The sequence below is a fragment of the Zavarzinella sp. genome, from assembly GCA_041399155.1.
Taxonomy (GTDB): Bacteria; Planctomycetota; Planctomycetia; order Gemmatales; family Gemmataceae; genus JAWKTI01.
The window spans coordinates 713,569-733,923 of sequence record JAWKTI010000003.1; the positions used below are offsets into that span (position 1 = coordinate 713,569).

Sequence of the window (20,355 nt, forward strand, 5' to 3'; positions counted from 1 at the left end):
TCTTATCCAGAACAGATAAATTACCTTCTATCCAATGTCCGTACTCGCTTCCGCATTCCCTGGAGTTTCATGACCCCCGTCCCTGCTTACCCACCTTCGTCCGGCTTCTGGTCGCACCGCCGTCTGTACAGGATCGTGTTTGTGCTTGTTGTCTTCATGCTCGTTCCGGCTCTCGTGTTCGACGATGAAGTGGATGCGTACTTCGGTGGGGAGGAGGGGCTTCACAGGCTTAGGCAGTTTGGAGGGTGGGCATGGCTGGTCGGGATTGGGTTGATCGTCGCCGACCTTGTTGCCCCGGTTCCCGCCACGGCGGTAATCGCGGGGCTGGGGATGATTTACGGACCGGTCCTGGGTGGTCTGATCGGTGGGGTTGGGTCGACGCTGGCCGGGTTGGTAGCATATGGTGGCTGCCGCGCGGTTGGGCCACGGGTGGCGAACCGGCTGGTGGGTGAAGCCGACCTGGCGATGCTCCGACAGTTCTTCGAGCGATATGGTCTGTGGGCAATCGCCATGTCTCGTTGGATGCCGCTGTTGCCAGAGGCGCTCTGCTGTCTGGCTGGGCTGGCCAGAATGCGGGCAGGTCCGTTCATCGCCGCCTTGGCGTGCGGCAGCTTCGCCATGGGGTTCGCGTTTGGGGCACTTGGGCAGGCGTATCTGAACCGCCCAGCAGCCGGGCTGCTGCTCAGTACCGCCGTCCCGCTGGCGGTCTGGCCTCCAGTGCATTACCTGCTTCGACGTCGGCCCGTGGTTGTACCTCCAGCAACTTCCCAATCTGAAGAATAAGGTTTCAAAAAATCTCGGTTGAATTATCCCATCCGTGAAAGGAAAAAGTGCGTATTCAGCGAGTAAGGATACCCGATACCGTGGGGTATTTTTAAAATTTTCCACAGACTGGCCCGCGATTGAGCATATGCTTAAGGTGATGGCTGCAGGCGGCCTAACAAGCGATTGGAGCAGGAATCGCTTCGTACCTACTCCGCGACTCTGCTCAATCGCGGACCCCTTAGACGGCGGAGCGATCGCGTGCCCCACGAAAGCACTTGGACACAGATCGCCGACGTCCTTTGGGAGATGATTCCCAGGATCGAGGGTAAGCCGTGTGTCCACGTCTGTCGGTATACCCGGCAAGTTTTCGTCTGCCAACGGATTTACGACCTCCGCGTTGAGATTGATTCGGTCCAGTTCGATACCGTTTCGGGGAGGACCGACTGGGTCGACCCGCCGGAAGCAAGGCTCGATTTCCTGACCGACGAATTCAGGATCGGATTCGACAACCTTGAGGTCGGTCCCTGGTGCTGGTACGACAACTACTTCCAGGCATGGTTCGTCTTCGATCCCTCGATGGTCACCCGATCGATGGAGGGCGACCACTCCTGGGTCGGGCAATACCTCGGCCTGGACAAGACGCCCTGCCCGGTCTGGGCTGGGGACTATCCGTGGCACCCGCCGGGAATCGACACTGCCTAACGAACAAGACTACTGTATAGTGCCCAAGGGGCTAGCAGGTTGCTGCAAAGCGCCATTGTTTGGCAAATTCTTTAAAAATCGTAGCGATTAGAACGTTGCCAGAAAATCCGAAGCTCTGCCCTAAATGCCTGATGTGTAATCATATTACATGTAATGGATTCGCCATTCTATGGAGATGTTCCGCACCTTTGACTATTTTTCTGCCCACAAGGTGGTTACAATTGCCACATGAAAGATTCCTCCCCTTCCATGATGCGGACCGCCTGGCTGGTGGTGCTACTGCTGATGCCCGTTGCCACCCTGAATTATCTGGATCGCCAGATGATGGCATCGATGAAAACGTCCGTCATGACCGACATCCCCACTATTGAATCCAATACCAACTGGGGGTTCATGCTCGGTCAGTTCAAGTGGGTGTATGCGTTTCTCAGCCCGATTGGTGGCTATATTGCCGATCGGTTCAGCAGGCGCTTCACAATCTGTGGGAGCCTGTTTGTCTGGTCGGCGGTCACCTGGTGGACCGGAAACGTCACCACCTTCAACGAATTACTGTGGGCCAGATCGCTGATGGGGATCAGCGAGGCCTTTTATATTCCCGCAGCACTGGCACTGATTGCCGACTACCACATTGGCACCACCCGTTCGCGGGCAGTGGGGCTGCACCAGATTGCGATTTATTTTGGCGTCATTGCGGGTGGCTTTGGTGGTTACGTGGCGGATGCACCGATGCTGGGCTGGCGAATTGCCTTCATTGCGTGCGGCATCTTCGGCATGTGTTATGCCTTGCCACTGGTGTATCTGCTGCGGGATCCCCCACGTCAGGCGGGGGAAAATGCCCATAAAGCCTCCCCGGTGCGTGCTACGCAGGAATTAATGACAAATCTCTCATTTATTCTGCTGGTGCTCTACTTCACGTTGCCCGCACTGGCAGGCTGGGTGGTCCGAGACTGGATGCCCGACATCCTGAAAAAGCAGTTTGGCATTGGGCAGGGTCAGGCAGGTGTCGCAGCCACGTTGTACTGGCAGGTGGCAGCCATCGTGGGAGCGATTTTCGGAGGCTGGCTGGCGGATCGCTGGATGAAACGCCATATTCGAGGCCGGATTTTTGTCAGTGCGATTGGCATGTCGCTGATTGTCCCCGCAATCTTTGGCGTGGGGAATGCAGGCACATTGACGGTTGCTGTTGCATTTCTGATGCTGTTCGGGCTGGGCTGGGGCTTTTTCGATTGCAACAATATGCCGATTCTATCGCAAATTGTGCGTTCTGATCTGCGTGCCACTGGTTATGGAATTATGAACCTGGTCAGTATCAGTTGTGGGGGCCTGGCCGACTGGGGTTTTGGTGCCCTGCGCGATCGCAACGTCCCACTGAATGTGATTTTCAGCATGTTTGCTGGTTTTGCCATCATTTCAATTCTGCTGGTGCTGCTGATCCGCCCACGCCGGCAACTGTGAATTGTCGATTCTAACAGCCCAGGGTGAACGAAGTGAACCCTGGTTTAACAATATTTCAGTGGAACAAACCATGTATTCCCGCATGCGCGGGAATGACGGTTTCTGGTGGGCGTTGGATTATTGGTTTTATGCTGGATTGCTGCAATCGCGGGAATGACTCATTATCGGTGGGAATCAGTCGATTGGATGTACTTCAAGTTTTCTGTACTGGATTCTCGCCTGCGCGGGAATGACGGTTTCTGGTGGGCGTTGGATTATTGGTTTTATGCTAGATTGCTGCCTGCACTGGAATGACGGTTGTTAAACAACCGTCTGAATGCAAAAAATGCTTCAGGCACGAAGTGCCGTCTAGTTTTAGCCTGGTCCGTGAGGGCCAGGATTGGAAGTTTTCAATTCCTGAAGGCCTGTAAGGCAGGGTATTTCTCAACCGTCTTTAAAAAAGCTCAAGCACAAGTGGATTGCTATTTTCTGCGGGCGGCACGGCGACGGATCGTTTCATCGACAATCGTGCCCAGCAATAACGTCACACCGATCACCGCTGGGATAATCGCATCCGGGATCTGCTCAAAGCTCAACAGGTTTTTCAACAGTGGCAGAACCGATGCACCAAGCAATGCCCCAATGATGGTGCCTTCCCCACCTCGCAGGCTGCAACCACCCAGCACTGCACCGGTAATCGCATACAATTCCAGTTCGCTGCCGGTAATACTGGGGTTTGCATCGTTCTGGTTCAGAATATCCAGCATTCCAGCCAGTGCGGCACAGGCAGAACAGATCATGAACGCAAAGATCCGCATTCGATCGGTTCGGATGCCCGAAAACCGTGCGGCAGATTCATTATACCCCACTGCATACCAGTACCGGCCAATCGTGGTTTTGTGCAGAATTAAGCCAAGGAACACCGTGATCACCAATGCCACCACCAGCATCCCTGGAAACAGCAACAGACCATCGAAATCCTTGCCAATCAGGTAATGCCGTAAAAAGTTAATACCGCTTTCGGTATCCGGAAATTCGTTCTTAATGCTGACGAGACCGACTGGTTTGCCATCGCTTAAGTAGCGTGCCAGACCACGATAGATGAACATGCCGCACAGGGTGACCAGAAAAGCCTGCAATTTCAGGCGGGTGACCAGCAAGCCATGCAGCAGGCCGATGCACGCCCCACCTGCCATGACGATAAAAAACGCGATCACTGGTGGGACTTGCTGTTTCATCAACAGGCCAAAACCGATTGCCGATAAACCAACCACCGAGCCGATCGACAGATCGATGCCGCCCGCGATAATCAGCACGGCGACCCCCAGCGTAATCACGGCGGCAGCACCCTGACGGTTGGCCACATCAATGAGATTGCTTTCTTTCATGGCGTTGGGATTGCGGGCTGCCAACAGCAGATACAGCCCCACCACCAGTGCCAACACACCAGCAACACGAATCATCATCAGCGGACTCCCATGTGGGTCGCAGCAAAGCGGTTGCCTGTGGCAAGCTGCATCACCGTTTCTTCGCGAAATTGGTCGCGGGACAATTCACCCATTAATTGGCCTTCATGCAACACCAGAATGCGGTCACTCATTCCCAGCACCTCTTCCATGTCGCTGGATATCATTAATATGCCCACTCCCGAAGCTGCCAACTGGTCCATAATTTGGTAGATTTCGTTGCGGGCACCCACATCCACGCCACGGGTGGGCTCATCCAGGATCAGCACGTGGGGCTTGCGGGCCAGCCATTTGCCGAGCACCACCTTTTGTTGATTCCCACCAGACAAAAAGCCGACAATCTGGTTCATGGAAGGTGTCTTCACATTCAATTTGACGATCATTTCCTGCGTCATCTGCTTTTCCTGCCGTGCGGGCAGCCACAGCCAGCGCCGAAACAGATCTAGGTTGGGCAGTGCGAAGTTAAAGCGGACGCTTTTTTCCAGCACCAGGCCGTTGAACCGGCGATCTTCTGGTGCCATCAGCAAGCCACGCTGGATCAGATCCGATGGCCGACGCACGGGAACTTCCATTCCCTGTACTGTTACCTTGCCTTGCAGAATCCGGCGAATGCCAAAAATTGCTTCCGCCAGTTCCGTGCGGCCTGCACCGACAAGGCCTGCCATGCCGACAATTTCGCCTGGCTGCACACGAAAAGACACCCCATCTGTGGGGCCACCTTCAAAGGTTAAATCTTCTACCTGCAGTGCGGCAACACCACTCCACTTTTCCCGCGATTGGTGGGGGTAAATGTTCGCCAGATCCCGCCCCACCATCAGAGAAACCATCGCATCATGAGAAATCTCTAATTTTTGCAGTTCGCCCGCGTTTTTGCCATCGCGGAAGACTGTCACACGATCTGCCAAACGTTTGACTTCCGCCAGACGGTGGGAAATATAAATGATCCCCACCCCACGTGCCCGAAGTTGGTCGATGACTTCGTACAGGCGGTCGGTTTCTTTCTGGGTTAAACTGGACGTGGGTTCGTCCATAATAATCACGCGGGCATCCATCGACAGTGCACGGGCAATTTCCACCAGTTGCTTCTGGCCTGGTGCCAGTTGCCCCACAATCCTGCGGGCATCGCTGGCCAATAATCCCACCTGTTCCAGCAATTCACCCGCACGTTGATTCATCTGGGACTGCCGCGTCCAGAACTGTGCGGCACAAATTTCGCGCCCGAGAAACAATTTGAGGCCACAGATAAATTTTCGGCCAGATTCAGTTCCTGGTGGATCAGGCAGATCACGGAGCCCATGGCATCACTGACGTTGCGAAAGTTGACGGGATCACCATTCAGTAGGTATTCGCCTGCATCTGGTGGTTGCACCCCAGCCAGAATCTTCATGAGAGTGGACTTGCCGGCACCGTTTTCGCCCACCAACGCCAGGACTTCGCCTGCGTGCAGGTGCAGCGATACACCATCCAGCGCCAAGACGCCCGGAAATTGCTTGCGGATCGACCGCACTTCTAAGAGAGGTTTCGACATGGTGGTGTATTATCGTCCAAGTTCAGTGAAAATTCATCTAAAAAATTCGCTGGAAACGCACCGATTTCTGCTGCCTACAATAACAGGATGAACGAAGCCATCTGGCCCACCGATCTGGGGAATCGCAAACTGGCTGTCCTTTGCAGTGGCGGACTGGATAGTGCCGTATTGCTGGGGGAAGCCTGCCAGCGCTACGATCTGGTGCAGCCGATTTACATTGCAACCGGCTCCACGTGGGAAACGCTGGAATTATCGGCAATTCGCCAGTTTATCCAGGCTACACATTTTTCCCAGATGCAGCCACTGAAGATTCTGACGGTCGACACGCGGGACCTTTACGACAATCACTGGAGCCACACCGGCAAGAACGTGCCAGACCACCTGTCGCCGGACGAGGCCGTTTATTTGCCCGGTCGAAATGTGGTGCTGCTGGCAAAATCGCTGATCTGGTGCCACCTGCAGGGGATTACCACGATTGCGACAGCCCCACTGGCAGCCAATCCGTTTCCGGACGCCACTCCCACGTTCTATCGTGATTTTGCCCACGTGGTGGGGGTAGCAGTCGGAGACACCTTGAAAATCATTCGTCCGTATGAATATCTGAATAAGTCCCAGGTGGTTCTACGCGGGGCCGGTATGCCACTGGAGCATACGTTTTCCTGCATTGCCCCGATTTACGACCACCACTGTGGTGCGTGCAATAAATGTGCAGAACGAATCGCTGCTTTTCAGCAGGCGGGGGTGCCCGATCCCACTGTTTATGCCAACTGCAGCAATAACTTACCTCCGATCCCCGTGTAATTGTAAAGGTGCTTTCCGTGTCGAATCCGTTGTTTCAGGTGACCCGCGAGTTTGAATTCTGCTTTGGGCATCGATTGATGAATTATGATGGCAAATGCCGTAACCTGCACGGCCACAACGGTAAAGCGTGTGTGACGCTGGCTGGCAATCAACTCGACGAAATGGGCATGATCATCGATTTCGTGCAGATGAAACGCTTAATCGGCACCTGGATTGACAGCACGCTCGACCACACGCTGTTGCTGCATCAGGATGACCCACTGGTGAAGATTCTGCAACAGGCACAGGAAAAGGTGCTGCCACTGCTGGTGAACCCCACCACGGAGAACATGGCAAAACTGATTTACGACTATTGCTTGACCCAGCGCCTGCCGGTGCTGGAAGTAACGATGTGGGAAACCACGTATTCATACGCCACGTACCGTGGGGAAAACCTCCCCACCACGATCGTGGCAGACGACGAACAGTAGATTCGGTTATCCCAGTAAAATGCCGATTAATGCTTCAGCGGCATTGTCAGATGCAATCCCAACGAGCGAACCTTCGTAACATGTGCTTTCTTGCTGATCAATCACCCTTTCGTACCAGGTATTGTCGTGAAACTGAATCACCTGAAACCAATCTGGTAATTGTTTTCGGATATTTTCAGCGACTGTTACTTCGCCATCCAGATACTCTGCAAGGTCAATTTTCGTGCGAATTCCCTGAAGGCCAGTCATGATTTCATTATCCTGTTTGGACACTGGCACGCAACAGGTATACACACTCCCTCGTGTGGTGCGGATGCGAATCAATCCAATAAGCGTCTGTCTTGTCCTCTGACAGAGAGGGCATTCAAAAGCATCAAATGCCTGACCCCACTTTTTGGCATCCACCACTCTGTTCAGCAACTTTCGAAGTGCGTTACCTGGCTTGGTTTCCGTTTGCCGAAACGCTTTCAGTTGTTTTTTTGACCAGCGACTTAAACAGAATGCCAAGGGCCTGTTCAACGTATGAGAATCCAGAATCTTTTCCTTGATCGCCTGACTGTACAGCGGATGCAGAATCTTTAACGCAGACTTCCATCGCTGATCGAGGGCACATTCCCTGCTGGCTTTGAATGCCGCACGCCACGAATAAGGAACTCGGGTACCCTCACCCGTTGGCCACCAGTCTTCCAGAGTACTTGCGAAATCAACGTTGGTAACGTGGGTGCTCTCACCAGCAAAGCCATAGGTTTCCACGTGCTCTAACTCTGAGGTTGTTTTGGGTTGTTGCTGATGAGCAACAAAAACCTCACGACACCTGGTGCAACGCACCCGCTTACCGATGTGGGCCTGAGTTACTTGAAAACGAGCCTGGCACTTTTCGCAACGAATTTCAAATGCGTCCATTGTAAACCCAATTTGAGCAGTGCTACCAATATAACCGCAGATGTAGAAGTAATGAAGAAATTTTGTCCCTCTACAAGGGGGATTTTATTTTTGAACTTCCTCGGACAGGCGTTTGACTTCAGCCAACGGACAATTCAGAATCTGTTCCATAGGGGCGATGAAGATAAAAAGCAAACCGCGAACCACTGGCAAAGTCCATCGTTAACGCTTCCAACTCGTTTAGTCCCGTTTTTCTTCGTGTCTTACCGTACTGTTTGTTGTTCAAAAGTACGAGAAGAGTAATTATTGAAAAAGTTCCGTAACAGGCTTTCCACGTGACAGGCGGTCGATCAGTTTGCTTGACAGATCGGTATCGGTGCGTAGCTGGGCGACGTCCAGCAAACTGTGATAGAGCGTCGCATGAAGATCATCAATCGTGATCGGATTTGTTGCGGGTGCCGCCGCTCTGGCATCTGATTTGCCGATGACCTGCCCGTGATTCAGTCCCCCACCTGCAAAGACCAGGGGGCAAATACGTGGGTGGTGGTGCCTGCCAGCGTTTTTGTCCATGCCACTTCTGCCGAACTCGCCCGTAATCACTAACAGGATCTCGCGTTCCAGCCCGCGCTGGTGCAGATCATCCAAAAAGGCCGAAACCGCATGATCCAGTGGTGGGCCAAAGACGCCCATCCCTTCCGGAATGTTCGGTATCCCTTTGCGGGCATGAAAATCCCAGTTGGCATTGACCACGGTGACAAACCCAGCACCCGCTTCGCACAATCGGCGGGCAAGCAGCAATTGCCTGCCCAGTGAGAAACCGATCGAAGGGGTATTCCGTTGAAAACGAGATTGATCGTCACACTGCCAGTTGCGAAAATGTTCTGTGTCATAGGCTTTCAGTGTGGCAGGATCTTCCAGTGTCAGGTCGAACGCTTTGCGAATCGCCCCACTGCTGAGGAGATCCAGGGCCTGCTGACGATAGGCATCCCGCTGGTGGGCGGCACTCCCCTGTACCTGGCGGTTCAAATCATCGAGTTCTTTGAGCAGCGTCAGTCGATCCTGAAACTGCAAAACAGGTGCTTTCAGCTGCAGTGATTGTAAAAAATCATCACCTGTATTTTCGGAAGAACTATTCGGTTTTTTGTTGGTTTTCGGTTTTGCTTCCGTCAATCCGCTGGCCATTGGTACCTGCACCGGGATCGGTGCATACGTGGTGCCCAGTGTTGCTGGCTGTATCCCTTCAATCACCGATTCAAACGCACCTGCAAAGCCTTTGCCCGCACCAGGATACCTGGTCGTGGGTGGGATCACCAGATGGCGTGGCATTCCCGTTGCACGGTTCATCGGACCGGCCATCCGTGCATAGATGGCCCCAAGCCCGGGTTCGCGGATTTCCTGACCATCTTTCACAGTCAAATCAGCCGTCAACAGTTGTTTGTGGGCACCATTATGCTCGGAATGGTTCGTCTGGAACGATTTGACAATACTCAGGCGGTGGGCCTGTTTGGCAAGTTTTGGCAGGTACGATGAAAATCGAACCCCCGTCAGACTTGTTGCAATGCTGCCATTAATCGATCGGTGGGTTTCTGCACCTTCAGGATTCGGGTCGAATGTTTCATATTGGCTTGGCCCACCTGCCAGAAACAGGAATATCACCGATCGCTTCTTTACAACACTCGATTCCGTGCCCGCCAGGCTTTGGAAACGCAATTGATCGGCCAGCGTCAGTCCACCCAGGCCCAGCATCCCAACGCGAATCAATTCCCGACGCGACATCGGATGATGTGGGTGCTGTCTGATCATTAGGTCGAGCATCGTTTGATTCCTGAAAGCCTTCTCATTATTTCCCGAAAGTGCACTGAGACAGTGACTTATGCCAACAATTCCGGCACGATTCCTTTCTGATCGATATCTTTCAGGCCAATATCTTCCATGCCAAAAGAATCGACCGGTTTGCCCACAGAGTGCAGCAGGGTGGTGTAAAAGTTTGCTAAGGTGCGGTGGTTCTTCTGGCCATACCCGGGCAATTCAAGGTAACGGCCCGGTTTGGCAATTTTGCCACCCAGGTTGCCTAGCAACACCACAGGCCATTCATACAGGCTGGGGTGGTGCTGCTCTCCAGAATCACTCAGATATATAATTAATGTATTATCAAGCATCGTGCCATTGCCTTCCGGCACCGCAGCCAGCTTCTTTGCCAGCCCAGCGATTAATTTGGTGTGGAATACCCGCAGATCAATGAAGCACTGTGCGGCAGGTTTGCCGTTCTGGGCCTGGCCGTGGCCAATTCCGTGCAGGCCAGCGATTCCCATTTCTGGGAATTCACCAAATCCCTGCCCACCACCACCGGATGTCAGCAGTAGAACGTTCGTCAGGCCAGCGATCATTGCTGCCGCACCGATTTCGAACTGAGCTTCCAGTATCAGACTGGAAACCGAGGCTTCCAGTTTCTTGCCCAGGTTGGGGGCATGTTTCTTCAATTGCTCCCGCATGCCAGCAATCTGCTTTTGCCGCTGGTGCAAGGTTTCAAACGCAGAAAGATAACCATCCAGCTTGTGGCGTTCTTCACCTGCCAGACCCGCCTGAGCCCGCTTGATATCGTCCGTCATGAAATCAAGCAGGTTTGATTTCTGGTCAAAGCTTTTGCTGCTCTGATCATCGGCAACACTGCCAAACAGCGATTTGAATGCGAGATCGGGCGAACAGATGATGGGACAGGCTTTGCCCGGTCCATACGCCGAGAGCTGGTAGTTCATGGTGACGCCCGGATTCGCCCCCAGCCCCAGCGCCACGTGGGGAATCACACCCGGCAGTGCCCGAGCTACCGCATGGTCAACGGTTTCGCTGATTGCCCCTTTTTTGGCGGAACAGGCACCCAATGCCCCAAAATTGGCCGAGTGGTCGCTCAGCCCCACCCGACCGGAAAGGTGTTGAATCAGGGTCAGGCGATCCTGAAATGGTGCTAGTGGCTGCAATGCTTCGTGTAACTTCTTATCCCGTAAGGAGATATCAACTGTTTTGTCATTGGTGGGATACTTGCCACGGTGGGTCTTTTCGATGCCCACCGGACGCAGGTGATCGGGGTTCATGCCGTTGCTTTGAACCACGAATACCACACGCTGCTGATTGACCGCCGTGCTGCCGGCGGCGTGCAGGGCCAGGCGTTGCAGCATCGGGCTGAGTACTGTTGCCCCAGCTCCCAGGCTGTATTGCAATATCTGACGACGGGTGCTGGTCATGGTTCTACCCTGGCTATTTGTTTGCGATACAAGAACGAATCGGAAGTAAAGATCGACTCGAGCAGTGCGTTGAAACTGCCCCCACTGCGGACGTAGGCTTCATCTGCGGCCTGAAGCGTGGAAGCATCGGCCAGTGATTCATTACGTCCCATGAAAAAGCGAAAAACATGGCGAATAAATACCTGTCGCACCCGTTCTGATTTTGCCAGACGGTGCATCATCTCGCGTGGGTCAGCAACCACCCCATCCAGTTCCGGATCGCCACTGTCAGCAATTCGGCCAGTGGTATCTAATGCCACCTCACGGTAAACATCGCCTTTCGATTTTCCTTTGATGTCCAGATTCTTTGCGGTGGCTTCCGGATACAGCACTCGTTCCGTGGTGCGAAAACGCCCGTAGTGGTCAAATTGTTCCAGCGGAAGCCCCAGATCATCCATACGCTGGTGGCATTTCCAGCATTCTGCTGCCCGCGTTACCTGTAGGCGATCCCGAAAGGTCCGGTGGGGATCGTCGGGCACCTGGGCCACCACACCAATGGGCAGGTCTGGCACCGTCCCACCGAGCAGGCGTTCACGAATCCAGCGCCCACGACGAACAGGATCGTTATCGAAGTTGGTGCTCCAGGAAATCAGCCAGCTTGGCTGCATCAGAATGCCGATGCGGGTATTTTCCGGCATCACGGCGGGTTGTTTTTCCGGCCATTTGTCGAATCCATAGATTCCCTCCATCGACAGCGTAAACTTGCCCGTTTTGGGATCTACCCCACCTGTTCTGGCTTCGGCACGCTGGATGACATTTCGTTTTTTGTCGTAACGAGCATTCGCAAATGTGGTTTGGGTGGTCAGCAGTTCCCGCAGCACCTCTCGATCCTGCTTCAGAATGTGGGAAATCAGTAATTCGGTATCGTTGATGTGGGCACGCGGAAAATACAACGAATCTTTGGGATTATCTTTGAAAACATCAGCCGCCAGATCATATTCGAAGTATTCCCGAAAAAACTGCATGATGCGGCTGGAATCGGTCTTCGGATTTGCCAGCACTTTTTTGATCGCCTGAAGCATCTCGTCGTGGCTGGTCAATTGCCCTTTTTCCAGCATTGTCTGCAGGTCGCGGTCGAGCCGGTAGCCCAGGCTGAAGCTGATCGCCCGCACCATTTCCGGTGGGGTGAGTAATTTTCGCTGCCCTTGCCCACCACCCATTTCGGTGCGGAAAATCGTCTGAGAATTGAGCAGCACCGCCTGCAACATTGTTCGCACCGCCGTGGGTGAATCGGCCTGCCGGCGACATTTTTCGTACAGGGCCAGGTAACGTGCCACATCCTGTTCGGTGGGCTGCCAGCCAATTGCCATGCGAAACTGGGTTCGCACCGCACGCTGTAATTGCTCTGGCGTGGGCTGCGCAGTTTCAATCAGTTGCACAAACTCTTTAATCGCACGTGGGTTGGGTCGACGTTCCGGCTTGGGCAACTCACTGGACTTCGGGTCCCTTCTGGGAATGATTACCATTTCTTTCGTGGTCTGTGCGGTCACCACAGCTTCAGCATTCCGCACCAGAATTTCGGTACTGGGGATGTCAGCAGCGTAGAGATTGGCAAAATCACGGATCCCACGTTCATCGATGAGCGTAAACGGCTGACTGATCCCGGGTGCGTCTTTTGCCCAGCTTTGCACCAGATTCATGTAAGCCTGTGGGTGAATCCGCCAGATCCGTGCAGGTGTGGCGGCATCTTCGGCTGGTTTTTGCTGAAAAAGCAATTCATGAGGAATGAGATTTCCTTCATTTGGCAGGCGGCTTGGCTGCTGAGCAACCAACGCACTGATCCAGGCCACCACTTGACGCGACTGGGTCTGGTTGGGCCGTGGCTCTTTTTTGGGTGGCATCAGGCCATCTCGAATCTGATCGCGAATACCTGCCCACGTGGCAACGGGAATTTTTCCTTCGATGGCCAAACGGTCGAGGCGTACATCGCTCGCTTGTTTCATTTCCCCATGGCACTGAAAACAGTGCTGGGTCAGAAATGGTCGAACGGTTTTGTCGTAAGTGCTTTTGAAACTGTCACTTAACGGCTCTGCTGCCTGCGAAACGCACGCCCAGACCCCAAACGCAATGACAGTTGCCCAACTGTTTGACATTCATGCCCCCTGCCCACGCACGGACAAAGGTAAGGACGCACCGCCCCACGTTTAGGCAGGGGAAAGATGAAATATTTTTAATGATTGCTGCCAATCTTGCCGATTCTTTTCGTAACATCCTGTGCATGGTTGCGGGTAAAACCTGCCTGGTGCGTACTTCCGACCGCACATCGATGAAGAACATCACCGGGCCGGCTGCCTGGCTTCGTGTTGTACCGCAGTATTCATGTGCAGCGGATTTGTTCGGTCGTTTATTTATTGCTGCACACAAAACCGATATGTGCTCGGATCGAGCGGATGACTTGCCCACACATTAAGGAATCCAGGATCCCATGGAAATCCCTCAATAAAATCCCCTCCCACTTCGCCAATTTGTAAGAGATGCCGATACCCCTCTTCCTCCAACCGTTTCACGTCGTCCCGGACTTGAACACGCTCGACATAGCAGTGTCCTCCGAGCGTGCATCCCGTGATATGAATTAGTCGGCACTGATCGTCATGAGTAAGATCGCTACCAGGGTTATGAAGTTCAAGTGCACGAGCTTCAAAAATATTCGGCGAATCCTCCGATCGGAAAGAAACTGGGTGAACCGCTACCCAGATCAACTCGCTGGGCTCAAGAATCTGATTGTTGAAAGCAATGATGTCACGAGCCGCATCATTACCAAGTCGATCGAAACGATGAAAAATGGAAAACTCGGTCTTTTCAAACTCAATCAGGGGGAAGGTGCCAAAGTATTGAGTCAGCGAATCTCGGAACTGCGCTTTGAGACCAACTGGGCACGGACCGCCGATTCGACAGCCAGATACCGCATCTGTCGGAAGGAAACGAAGCGGGACCATATCCATATCAGACAGCCCCTACTGGGTCCGCGATTGAGCAGAGTCGCGGAGTGGATACGAAGCGATTTCTGCTCCAATCGCTCACTTAGGCCGCCTGCGGCCGTCACTTTTACTATATACTCAATCCCGGACCCCGTGAAGCCGGCCGCAGGGAACGTGATGTCTCGAAAAACCGTCATAACGGCCCGGTCAAGTGCAAAGCGTGGTTAGTGGTTAGCTGCTCCCTCGCGATTCCTCGGCAATGACGCGAAGGATGGCTGCACTCTCCATGAAGAACTCACGTTCCGCGCCTTGTTTTTGTTGTGCTGTATTGTCACCCTCAAGGACGCAAATCTGCAGCAACTCATGCGTTTCACCATCAAGCGCGACTTTGCCCGTCGCAGCGTACTCGGCGATAAACCGCTCGGAAATCGAGTCCGGTACATACGGCATTCCCTTTGGAATAGGCCGTTCAAGAAATGCCTTTGCGCGCTGTTGTAGGTTCATGGCCAAATTCTTTTGCTCTGGTTTCTGTGAGGGAGTGGAGGGCGGCGGTTGATTGCCGCTGCAACCAGCAGACGGCGTGCTTAACAGCGTGACTAAAAACAACCGATCGCGGGCGACACCCTTACTATATGCTCAATCACAGACCCCGTTAAGCCGGCCGCAGGCCGCGTGGTTTGGTGACTTCGATATCATTTGCCACGGCTCTGGTGCAATGTGTGGTTCGCCGCTACGTGGTATCATCTGGCAACGATTACTCAATCTCGTTGATCGCGTTCGCAAATGCCACAACGTCCTTTTGAAACTGACCTTGAAACTTGCCAAAGTACAAGTGCGGTATCTCTGGGTGACCTACAACATCACATACAATACTCTCATCGATTGATTCGTGGAGGAAGTCACCATACGCACCATAAAAGCCTTCTGTAAATTCGAGGGTTAAAGTTGAGTCTCCGTTTGGGCGTGCAATTTTCCAATTCAATGAAGACTCGGTATTGGATATTTTGGTTTCCGTGATGATCTTCCAATGTCGGCGTTCAAGTTGAGTTCGCAATTCTGCGATGTGTGAAAGGCTCATAGCGTCTGAGATCTCACGCCGAGGCGGTCTTCAATAACCTTGCCGCCGAACGGGTCCGCGATTGAGCAGAGTCGCGGAATGGATAAGAAGCGATTCCTGCTCCCATCGCTTGTTAGGCCGCCTGCGGCGGTCACCTTTACTATACGCTCAATCGCAGATACGGTTAGCCGGCGGGATGCCGACATTTCGAGCATTTGATACCCTCAATGAGAGTAAGAGCCTTGTCGAGGTTAGCCGAAATCTCATCGACGAGCGCATCGACCTCCACACCAGTGAAGACTTGGTTGACTTCGTCGAGCGTGACCCCCGCGGCGCTTGCACCGTTGGAACCATAATTGACTTTGAGCGCCGCCAACTGGGATCGAACTAGCCGCACATCCGCTGGGTCGGGCTCCCCTCGGTAGAGCAACAAGAAGGACGCGATGTGGATCGGACTGAAGTCGTAGGCATCGATCCCGCAGCACTCGGCAACGCAGATGGTCTGACATCGGGCAAAGAGACCAGATAGTGGATGCTCGAGTTTCATGAATCCGGCTAACGGGTCCGCGATTGAGCAGAGTCGCGGAATGGATACGAAGCGATTTCTGTCCCAATCGCTCACTCAGGCCGCTTGCGACCATCACCCTTAATATATTAAATGCTGAATTGTGGACCCGTGATACACCGGGTAGAAGTCAGTGACAGTGACTTCAAATTCGACTTGGCTGGAAACTTTGGTACATTTTGTTGTTAGCTTCAATCAAATTGGCTGGCGACGGCGTACAACTTAAACAGGCCAGCGGCGTCAATAATTTAAACACTAAACCCAATTTCATATGAAAATCGGTGTTTTAACGTCTATCAAGCGAACCGCGGCTGATGTTGCACTGATAAATTCGTTGGCAGAGGTGAGAAGATGGCGACCGTAGAGGAAGACAGGCAGGTGCTTGGGATGGCTGGGTCTTGGCGAGCGACTCCTGAAGACTATTCGAGCCTCCGCGTCCTCTGGCTAAACGAAGACGGGTCTGGGGAACTTGTTTACGGATATGGGCAGACGATTTATGCGTGCATCCGTTGCTGTTGGGATGTTGCCAGCCCCGGTCGGCTTCGTCTCAACTATCTGGAGTCGCCACCGTACCAGCGTTTCCAAGGGTACACCCCGACGGCAGGAGCCTCTGTTCGTGAGCTGGGGTACACCCTGATCAAGGGCGAGGTTTCTGGCGTGGAGAGCGTGGTCTGCCAACCATACCGATACCAGTGGACGATGAAGCTGTCGGAGCCACCGTGGCCGCCAGAGTTGCTGTTTCCGTACGATGTCCCGCAGGTGTTTGTGGGGCACAGCATGGCGGCTGATGACTCAAAGAACGAACCAGGTGATGCACCAGAAAGCCGGATATGATTCGTTTCTGAAGTTCATTGCTGGGAGTGCCACGCTGATAAGTCCATTTGAGACATCAGTCTGAAGGCAGCTTCAAGCCATGCAAGAAATTAGTTGGGCCGGCCCCACTGGGAGTAGTAAACCCGTAGTCTGCATTGTTATTAATGGAGTTTATTCGCCATAATAGTTATCCAGCACATTTGCAGAGTTCAATGGGGGATACAGTTGGGCGAATGGTTCATCTGGGAAGAGGTTTCTGCTCACTACCAACCGTGGCACCACTCCCCAACGTGTGATGCCGCACTCCTGGGCAAAGTAGCTGTTCCAGTATGGGCCCAGAAACTCCGGCGTTTTTCGTTGTTCATATTTTGCCACCCGCCAGGGCCAGATCAGCAGTGCTGGAAAAGAGATTCCGGTGCCCAGACAGAAGCTGCATAACATGGTCTGATCAGATTTTAGCAGATGCATCAGGATAAATCCTACTGCTGCGATCAGGCCAATCAGAAGAAATAATCGATGCAGATAGCGGAAGCGGGAATAATCGATGTCGGAACCAATTCGACAGCATTTATCGCAGCAGTTGCAGCGATAGTTGATCCAGTTATTACGGGAAACGAATTTCATCTGTGGGGCACCAACCACCCGAAATGTGGCTGGTGAAACAGATTCTGTTGTTCCACAAATAATGCAATGTGCAGCCATGACCTGAACTTATTCTGGCACAGGGCCTCGCAGCACGCGGTTGTTCGTGCTGTCGGCAATGTAAAGCAGGCCATCCGGCCCAACACTGACTCCGTGGGGCTGATTCAGTTCTACTTCTTTCCAGGAGGGGCCCACTTTTGTCCCTTTCTTGCCTGTGCCAGCGATCCGCTGGATGGTGCCATCTTTCACCACCACTCGGCGAATGATGTGGTTTTCGGTATCGGCAATCAGAATGTTGCCGCTGGCTTCCACCCACAGAAACTTGGGGCCATCCATGGAAGCCTGTAGTGCTGGCCCACCATCACCCGTGCCTGCTTTCTTGCCATTACCCGCCACGGTGCGGATCTTGCCGTTTTCCACCACCCGCAGACAGTGCCCCCCACGTTCCAGAATCCAGATGTTGCCTTTGGCATCAACCGTCACCGCCCGTGGGTCCATCAACGGTGCTTTGGTGGCTTCTGTCCCGTCGGCAGGAACCCCACGCTGACCATTCCCCACCACTGTAGTGACCGTTTTCTTCACCAGATCGAGGGCGCGAATCCGGCGGTTGCCCAGATCGGCCAGATAGAGCGTGTTTTTGTCGGCACTTAAGGCCACGTGGTACGCCTGATTAAATTTCGCCTCTGCGAACGACCCACCATCACCCGCAAAGCCTTTTTCAGAACCCGCCAGGGTGGCCACGGTCTTCTTCGAGGTATCAATCACGCGAATGGTGTGATTCATGGTGTCCGCAACATACAGCAGGCCGTTGTTTCCCACCACCACATTGTGGGGCTGGTTGAACAATGCTTCTGCTGCTGGTCCATCGGTGGTTCCCACCTTCGGGCTGCCTGCAATCGTAGTGACCTTCCCATCGGGGGTAATCGCCAGAATGCGATGGCCTTTGTATTCTGCAATCACCATTACTTTGTCCTGATAATCCATCCCGAATGGAGCCATCAGGCCTTTCGCCCACACTTCAATTTCTGCCGATTGAGCAGATACCGTCCACAATCCTGCCAGAAGTACCAAGAGTCTGTTCATCGTTGTTTCTCCGGAAGAGGTTTACCAGCCTACCTGGAAATCGTATTCAGCAATTACTGAACAGGCCGTTCATGTTGTGCAGTCGATCGTTGATAATCTGCACATAGTTTTCGGAAAGCTCCATTCCAAGGTAGTCCCGTTGATGTTTTTTCGCCGCACAGAGCGTGGTGCCACTGCCCGCAAACGGATCGAGTACCAGGTCGCCGGGGTTACTGGAAACCTGCACAATCCGCTCGAGCAAGGCGATCGGCATCTGGCATGGGTGGCTGGAACGCTCTTTAAACGTGCCACAGACCCGTGGGACATACCACGTGTCGCTCTCTGGGGCAAAAAACCGCTCATCTTCCTGTGGTCGCAGCACCCAGGTATCATCAGGTAGTTTGCCAGTGGAATTGGCCCGCTTGTCGTTGTAGGTGGTCTGGCGGGCAGAGGGCACCCGCACCGCATCTGGATTAAAGGTAAACTTTTTGGGATTTTTGACGTAATACAGAATGTGGGCGTGGCTGCGATTAAACTTCAGTTTACAATTGACGCCAAACGTGTAATGCCAGACAATCCAGTTCCGCATGGAAAGCTGTAACTGATCGAGGCGAATTTTGAATTCTGCTACAAATTCATCGCCAATGGCCAGATAAAACGACCCATTAGGGGATAAAACCCGCACCAATTCCGCCAACCACTGCTCGCACCACTGCAGGTAATCTGCCTTGGTGCGTTGATCGTCGTAAGTATCGTATTCGTAACCAATATTGAACGGTGGGTCGGTCACAATCAGGTCCACCGATCCCGCAGGCAGGTGCTGCAGGTGGGTCAGACAATCCCCAATCAGAATCTGGTTACGCGGAAGATCAGCGGTGGGTGTTTTTTTCATCTTTGTTTTATTTTTTCTGTCGCAGTTATCTTAATGAGCCATCGCTAATCTGTACGACGGGAAGTACGAATCATGTGTTCAATTTTGTCCCGCTTATCCTGTGGTACCATCGTGGTGAGATTTTTCTCATAATCCAGCGTGATGTCGAAGTTCCCCAGCTCGAACGCACGACGAAACACTTTCTGCACATCCAGAATACAGTCCCGCTCATCAGCAATCAGTGGGCACCGCACCCTGGGTAGGTGGTGCTCCAGCATGCAGGGGTAGATTTCGTAATTTTTCGTCGAATTGTTCGATCGACTAACGGAAAGCAGGTAGTCGTGTTCGGGAAGTTCGCGAATGTAATTCCGCAATGGCTTCCCCTGCAGCACCAAATCGAGTTCGACCAGGTTCGCCCGCAGTGCCTTGCTTTGCTGCCGGGTGGCATGATAAGCCGCACGCCCCTGGGCCTGCAGGCGATTGGTGGGGGAAACCAGATCGATGGTGGTCACCAAGGTGTCGTTGTTTTTGTGGCGGATTTCCAGATATTCTTCTGCATGATTCTGGCGAATAATCGATGTAAACAGCGGCTCTTCGGTAATATATTGTCTTACCGAAATCTCAAGTCGGTAGTGATCCACCAGCAGTGGCAGCAATGTCTGGTATAAGGCAGAAATAAACTGGTGTTGAAAGGCTGGCCAGCAGCTTTCCTGTTCTAAAAAAGGATCCATTCCTGGAAAAGGGGAAGGCATCGTCCTCAGGTCTCCCACGGTACCGCACTAAGTTCAATTGTACCAAATACCTGTTCGCCCCAGGAACTTTTACAAAAAACAGAATCAAGTTGTCTTCGTGGCGTCTTGGCGGTCAAGACGCATGTGTGCGACTACTTTTGAAAATGAAGAAATTCCCTTGCTTGCGCTGCGGGCGATGAAGGCAAAAGGCAAACCGCGGCACACGGGCAAATTCCATCACTGACGCTTTAGCCTCGTTTTGTACCGTCATCAACCCTTCCGGTTCGTTTTGTGCCTACGTTGACCTTCCGTGTATCTGCGTGGTTGTACTGGCAAATTCACCACGGTTGGCTAAGACGTAAGTGTGCAT

Annotated in this window: 21 protein-coding genes; 7 read left to right on the top strand and 14 right to left on the bottom strand. The window is 53.1% G+C overall.

Going from position 1 to position 20,355, the window contains the following annotated elements; translation table 11 throughout:
- Positions 1-270: 270 nt before the first annotated feature.
- The 3 genes from R3B84_17195 (at position 271) to R3B84_17205 (ending at position 2,922) form a co-directional block, all read left to right on the top strand.
- Positions 271-783 carry a VTT domain-containing protein gene (locus tag R3B84_17195; protein ID MEZ6142298.1) on the top strand — a complete coding sequence of 171 codons (513 nt, stop codon included), beginning with the start codon at positions 271-273 and terminating at the stop codon, positions 781-783.
- Between the two features lie 240 nt (positions 784-1,023).
- On the top strand, positions 1,024-1,467 hold the full coding sequence (locus tag R3B84_17200) for a hypothetical protein (GenBank protein MEZ6142299.1): 444 nt from the start codon (positions 1,024-1,026) through the stop codon (positions 1,465-1,467).
- Between the two features lie 228 nt (positions 1,468-1,695).
- Positions 1,696-2,922, top strand: a complete 1,227-nt coding sequence (locus R3B84_17205) for an MFS transporter (protein MEZ6142300.1) — start codon at positions 1,696-1,698, stop codon at positions 2,920-2,922.
- Positions 2,923-3,383: 461 nt separating this feature from the next.
- On the opposite strand, the gene R3B84_17210 is transcribed toward R3B84_17205, so the two are convergent.
- The 3 genes from R3B84_17210 to R3B84_17220 are packed head-to-tail and all read right to left on the bottom strand — an operon-like array spanning position 3,384 to position 5,895.
- Positions 3,384-4,367, bottom strand: a complete 984-nt coding sequence (locus R3B84_17210) for an ABC transporter permease (GenBank protein ID MEZ6142301.1) — start codon at positions 4,365-4,367, stop codon at positions 3,384-3,386.
- Entirely contained in the window at positions 4,367-5,542 is a 1,176-nt protein-coding gene (locus R3B84_17215) for a sugar ABC transporter ATP-binding protein (protein MEZ6142302.1), read from the bottom strand. The genes R3B84_17210 and R3B84_17215 overlap by 1 nt, the downstream gene beginning before the upstream one ends.
- Positions 5,539-5,895 (bottom strand): ATP-binding cassette domain-containing protein, encoded by a 357-nt coding sequence (locus R3B84_17220; protein MEZ6142303.1) that lies wholly within the window; start codon positions 5,893-5,895, stop codon positions 5,539-5,541. The genes R3B84_17215 and R3B84_17220 overlap by 4 nt, the downstream gene beginning before the upstream one ends.
- 87 nt (positions 5,896-5,982) lie before the next feature.
- Between R3B84_17220 and R3B84_17225 the strand changes: the two genes are divergently transcribed.
- Both R3B84_17225 and R3B84_17230 read left to right on the top strand, forming a co-directional pair.
- A complete protein-coding gene (locus R3B84_17225) occupies positions 5,983-6,696 on the top strand; it encodes a 7-cyano-7-deazaguanine synthase (GenBank protein MEZ6142304.1) in 714 nt (237 codons plus the stop codon).
- Positions 6,697-6,713: 17 nt separating this feature from the next.
- Entirely contained in the window at positions 6,714-7,166 is a 453-nt protein-coding gene (locus R3B84_17230) for a 6-carboxytetrahydropterin synthase (GenBank protein ID MEZ6142305.1), read from the top strand.
- A gap of 6 nt (positions 7,167-7,172) precedes the next feature.
- Here the strand turns inward: R3B84_17230 and R3B84_17235 are convergent, their stop codons facing one another.
- The 6 genes from R3B84_17235 to R3B84_17260 all read right to left on the bottom strand — a co-directional run bounded on the left by R3B84_17235 (position 7,173) and on the right by R3B84_17260 (position 14,748).
- The gene (locus R3B84_17235) at positions 7,173-8,069 is read right to left on the bottom strand and encodes a zinc-ribbon domain-containing protein (GenBank protein MEZ6142306.1); all 897 of its coding nucleotides are present in this window, start codon (positions 8,067-8,069) and stop codon (positions 7,173-7,175) included.
- A gap of 282 nt (positions 8,070-8,351) precedes the next feature.
- Positions 8,352-9,863 (bottom strand): DUF1501 domain-containing protein, encoded by a 1,512-nt coding sequence (locus tag R3B84_17240; GenBank protein ID MEZ6142307.1) that lies wholly within the window; start codon positions 9,861-9,863, stop codon positions 8,352-8,354.
- 56 nt (positions 9,864-9,919) lie between these two features.
- Positions 9,920-11,287: a DUF1552 domain-containing protein gene (locus R3B84_17245; GenBank protein ID MEZ6142308.1), complete on the bottom strand. Its 1,368-nt coding sequence runs from the start codon at positions 11,285-11,287 to the stop codon at positions 9,920-9,922.
- A complete protein-coding gene (locus R3B84_17250; protein ID MEZ6142309.1) occupies positions 11,284-13,419 on the bottom strand; it encodes a DUF1588 domain-containing protein in 2,136 nt (711 codons plus the stop codon). The genes R3B84_17245 and R3B84_17250 overlap by 4 nt, the downstream gene beginning before the upstream one ends.
- A 255-nt stretch (positions 13,420-13,674) precedes the next feature.
- Entirely contained in the window at positions 13,675-14,268 is a 594-nt protein-coding gene (locus R3B84_17255; GenBank protein MEZ6142310.1) for a hypothetical protein, read from the bottom strand.
- Between the two features lie 207 nt (positions 14,269-14,475).
- Positions 14,476-14,748, bottom strand: a complete 273-nt coding sequence (locus R3B84_17260; protein ID MEZ6142311.1) for a hypothetical protein — start codon at positions 14,746-14,748, stop codon at positions 14,476-14,478.
- 52 nt (positions 14,749-14,800) lie between these two features.
- Here R3B84_17260 and R3B84_17265 point away from each other — a divergent pair, with 52 nt between their 5' ends.
- The gene (locus tag R3B84_17265) at positions 14,801-15,130 is read left to right on the top strand and encodes a hypothetical protein (protein ID MEZ6142312.1); all 330 of its coding nucleotides are present in this window, start codon (positions 14,801-14,803) and stop codon (positions 15,128-15,130) included.
- A gap of 355 nt (positions 15,131-15,485) precedes the next feature.
- On the opposite strand, the gene R3B84_17270 is transcribed toward R3B84_17265, so the two are convergent.
- Positions 15,486-15,848, bottom strand: coding sequence for a DUF6331 family protein (locus R3B84_17270; GenBank protein MEZ6142313.1), 363 nt, complete (start codon positions 15,846-15,848; stop codon positions 15,486-15,488).
- Positions 15,849-16,217: 369 nt separating this feature from the next.
- Between R3B84_17270 and R3B84_17275 the strand changes: the two genes are divergently transcribed.
- On the top strand, positions 16,218-16,700 hold the full coding sequence (locus tag R3B84_17275) for a hypothetical protein (protein ID MEZ6142314.1): 483 nt from the start codon (positions 16,218-16,220) through the stop codon (positions 16,698-16,700).
- Between the two features lie 150 nt (positions 16,701-16,850).
- Here the strand turns inward: R3B84_17275 and R3B84_17280 are convergent, their stop codons facing one another.
- From R3B84_17280 to R3B84_17295, 4 genes are all read right to left on the bottom strand, one after another.
- Entirely contained in the window at positions 16,851-17,303 is a 453-nt protein-coding gene (locus R3B84_17280; protein MEZ6142315.1) for a hypothetical protein, read from the bottom strand.
- A gap of 87 nt (positions 17,304-17,390) precedes the next feature.
- Positions 17,391-18,404, bottom strand: coding sequence for a hypothetical protein (locus R3B84_17285; protein ID MEZ6142316.1), 1,014 nt, complete (start codon positions 18,402-18,404; stop codon positions 17,391-17,393).
- A gap of 46 nt (positions 18,405-18,450) precedes the next feature.
- Positions 18,451-19,275: a site-specific DNA-methyltransferase gene (locus R3B84_17290; GenBank protein MEZ6142317.1), complete on the bottom strand. Its 825-nt coding sequence runs from the start codon at positions 19,273-19,275 to the stop codon at positions 18,451-18,453.
- 44 nt (positions 19,276-19,319) lie between these two features.
- Positions 19,320-20,006, bottom strand: a complete 687-nt coding sequence (locus tag R3B84_17295) for a DUF4058 family protein (GenBank protein MEZ6142318.1) — start codon at positions 20,004-20,006, stop codon at positions 19,320-19,322.
- Positions 20,007-20,355 lie beyond the last annotated feature (349 nt).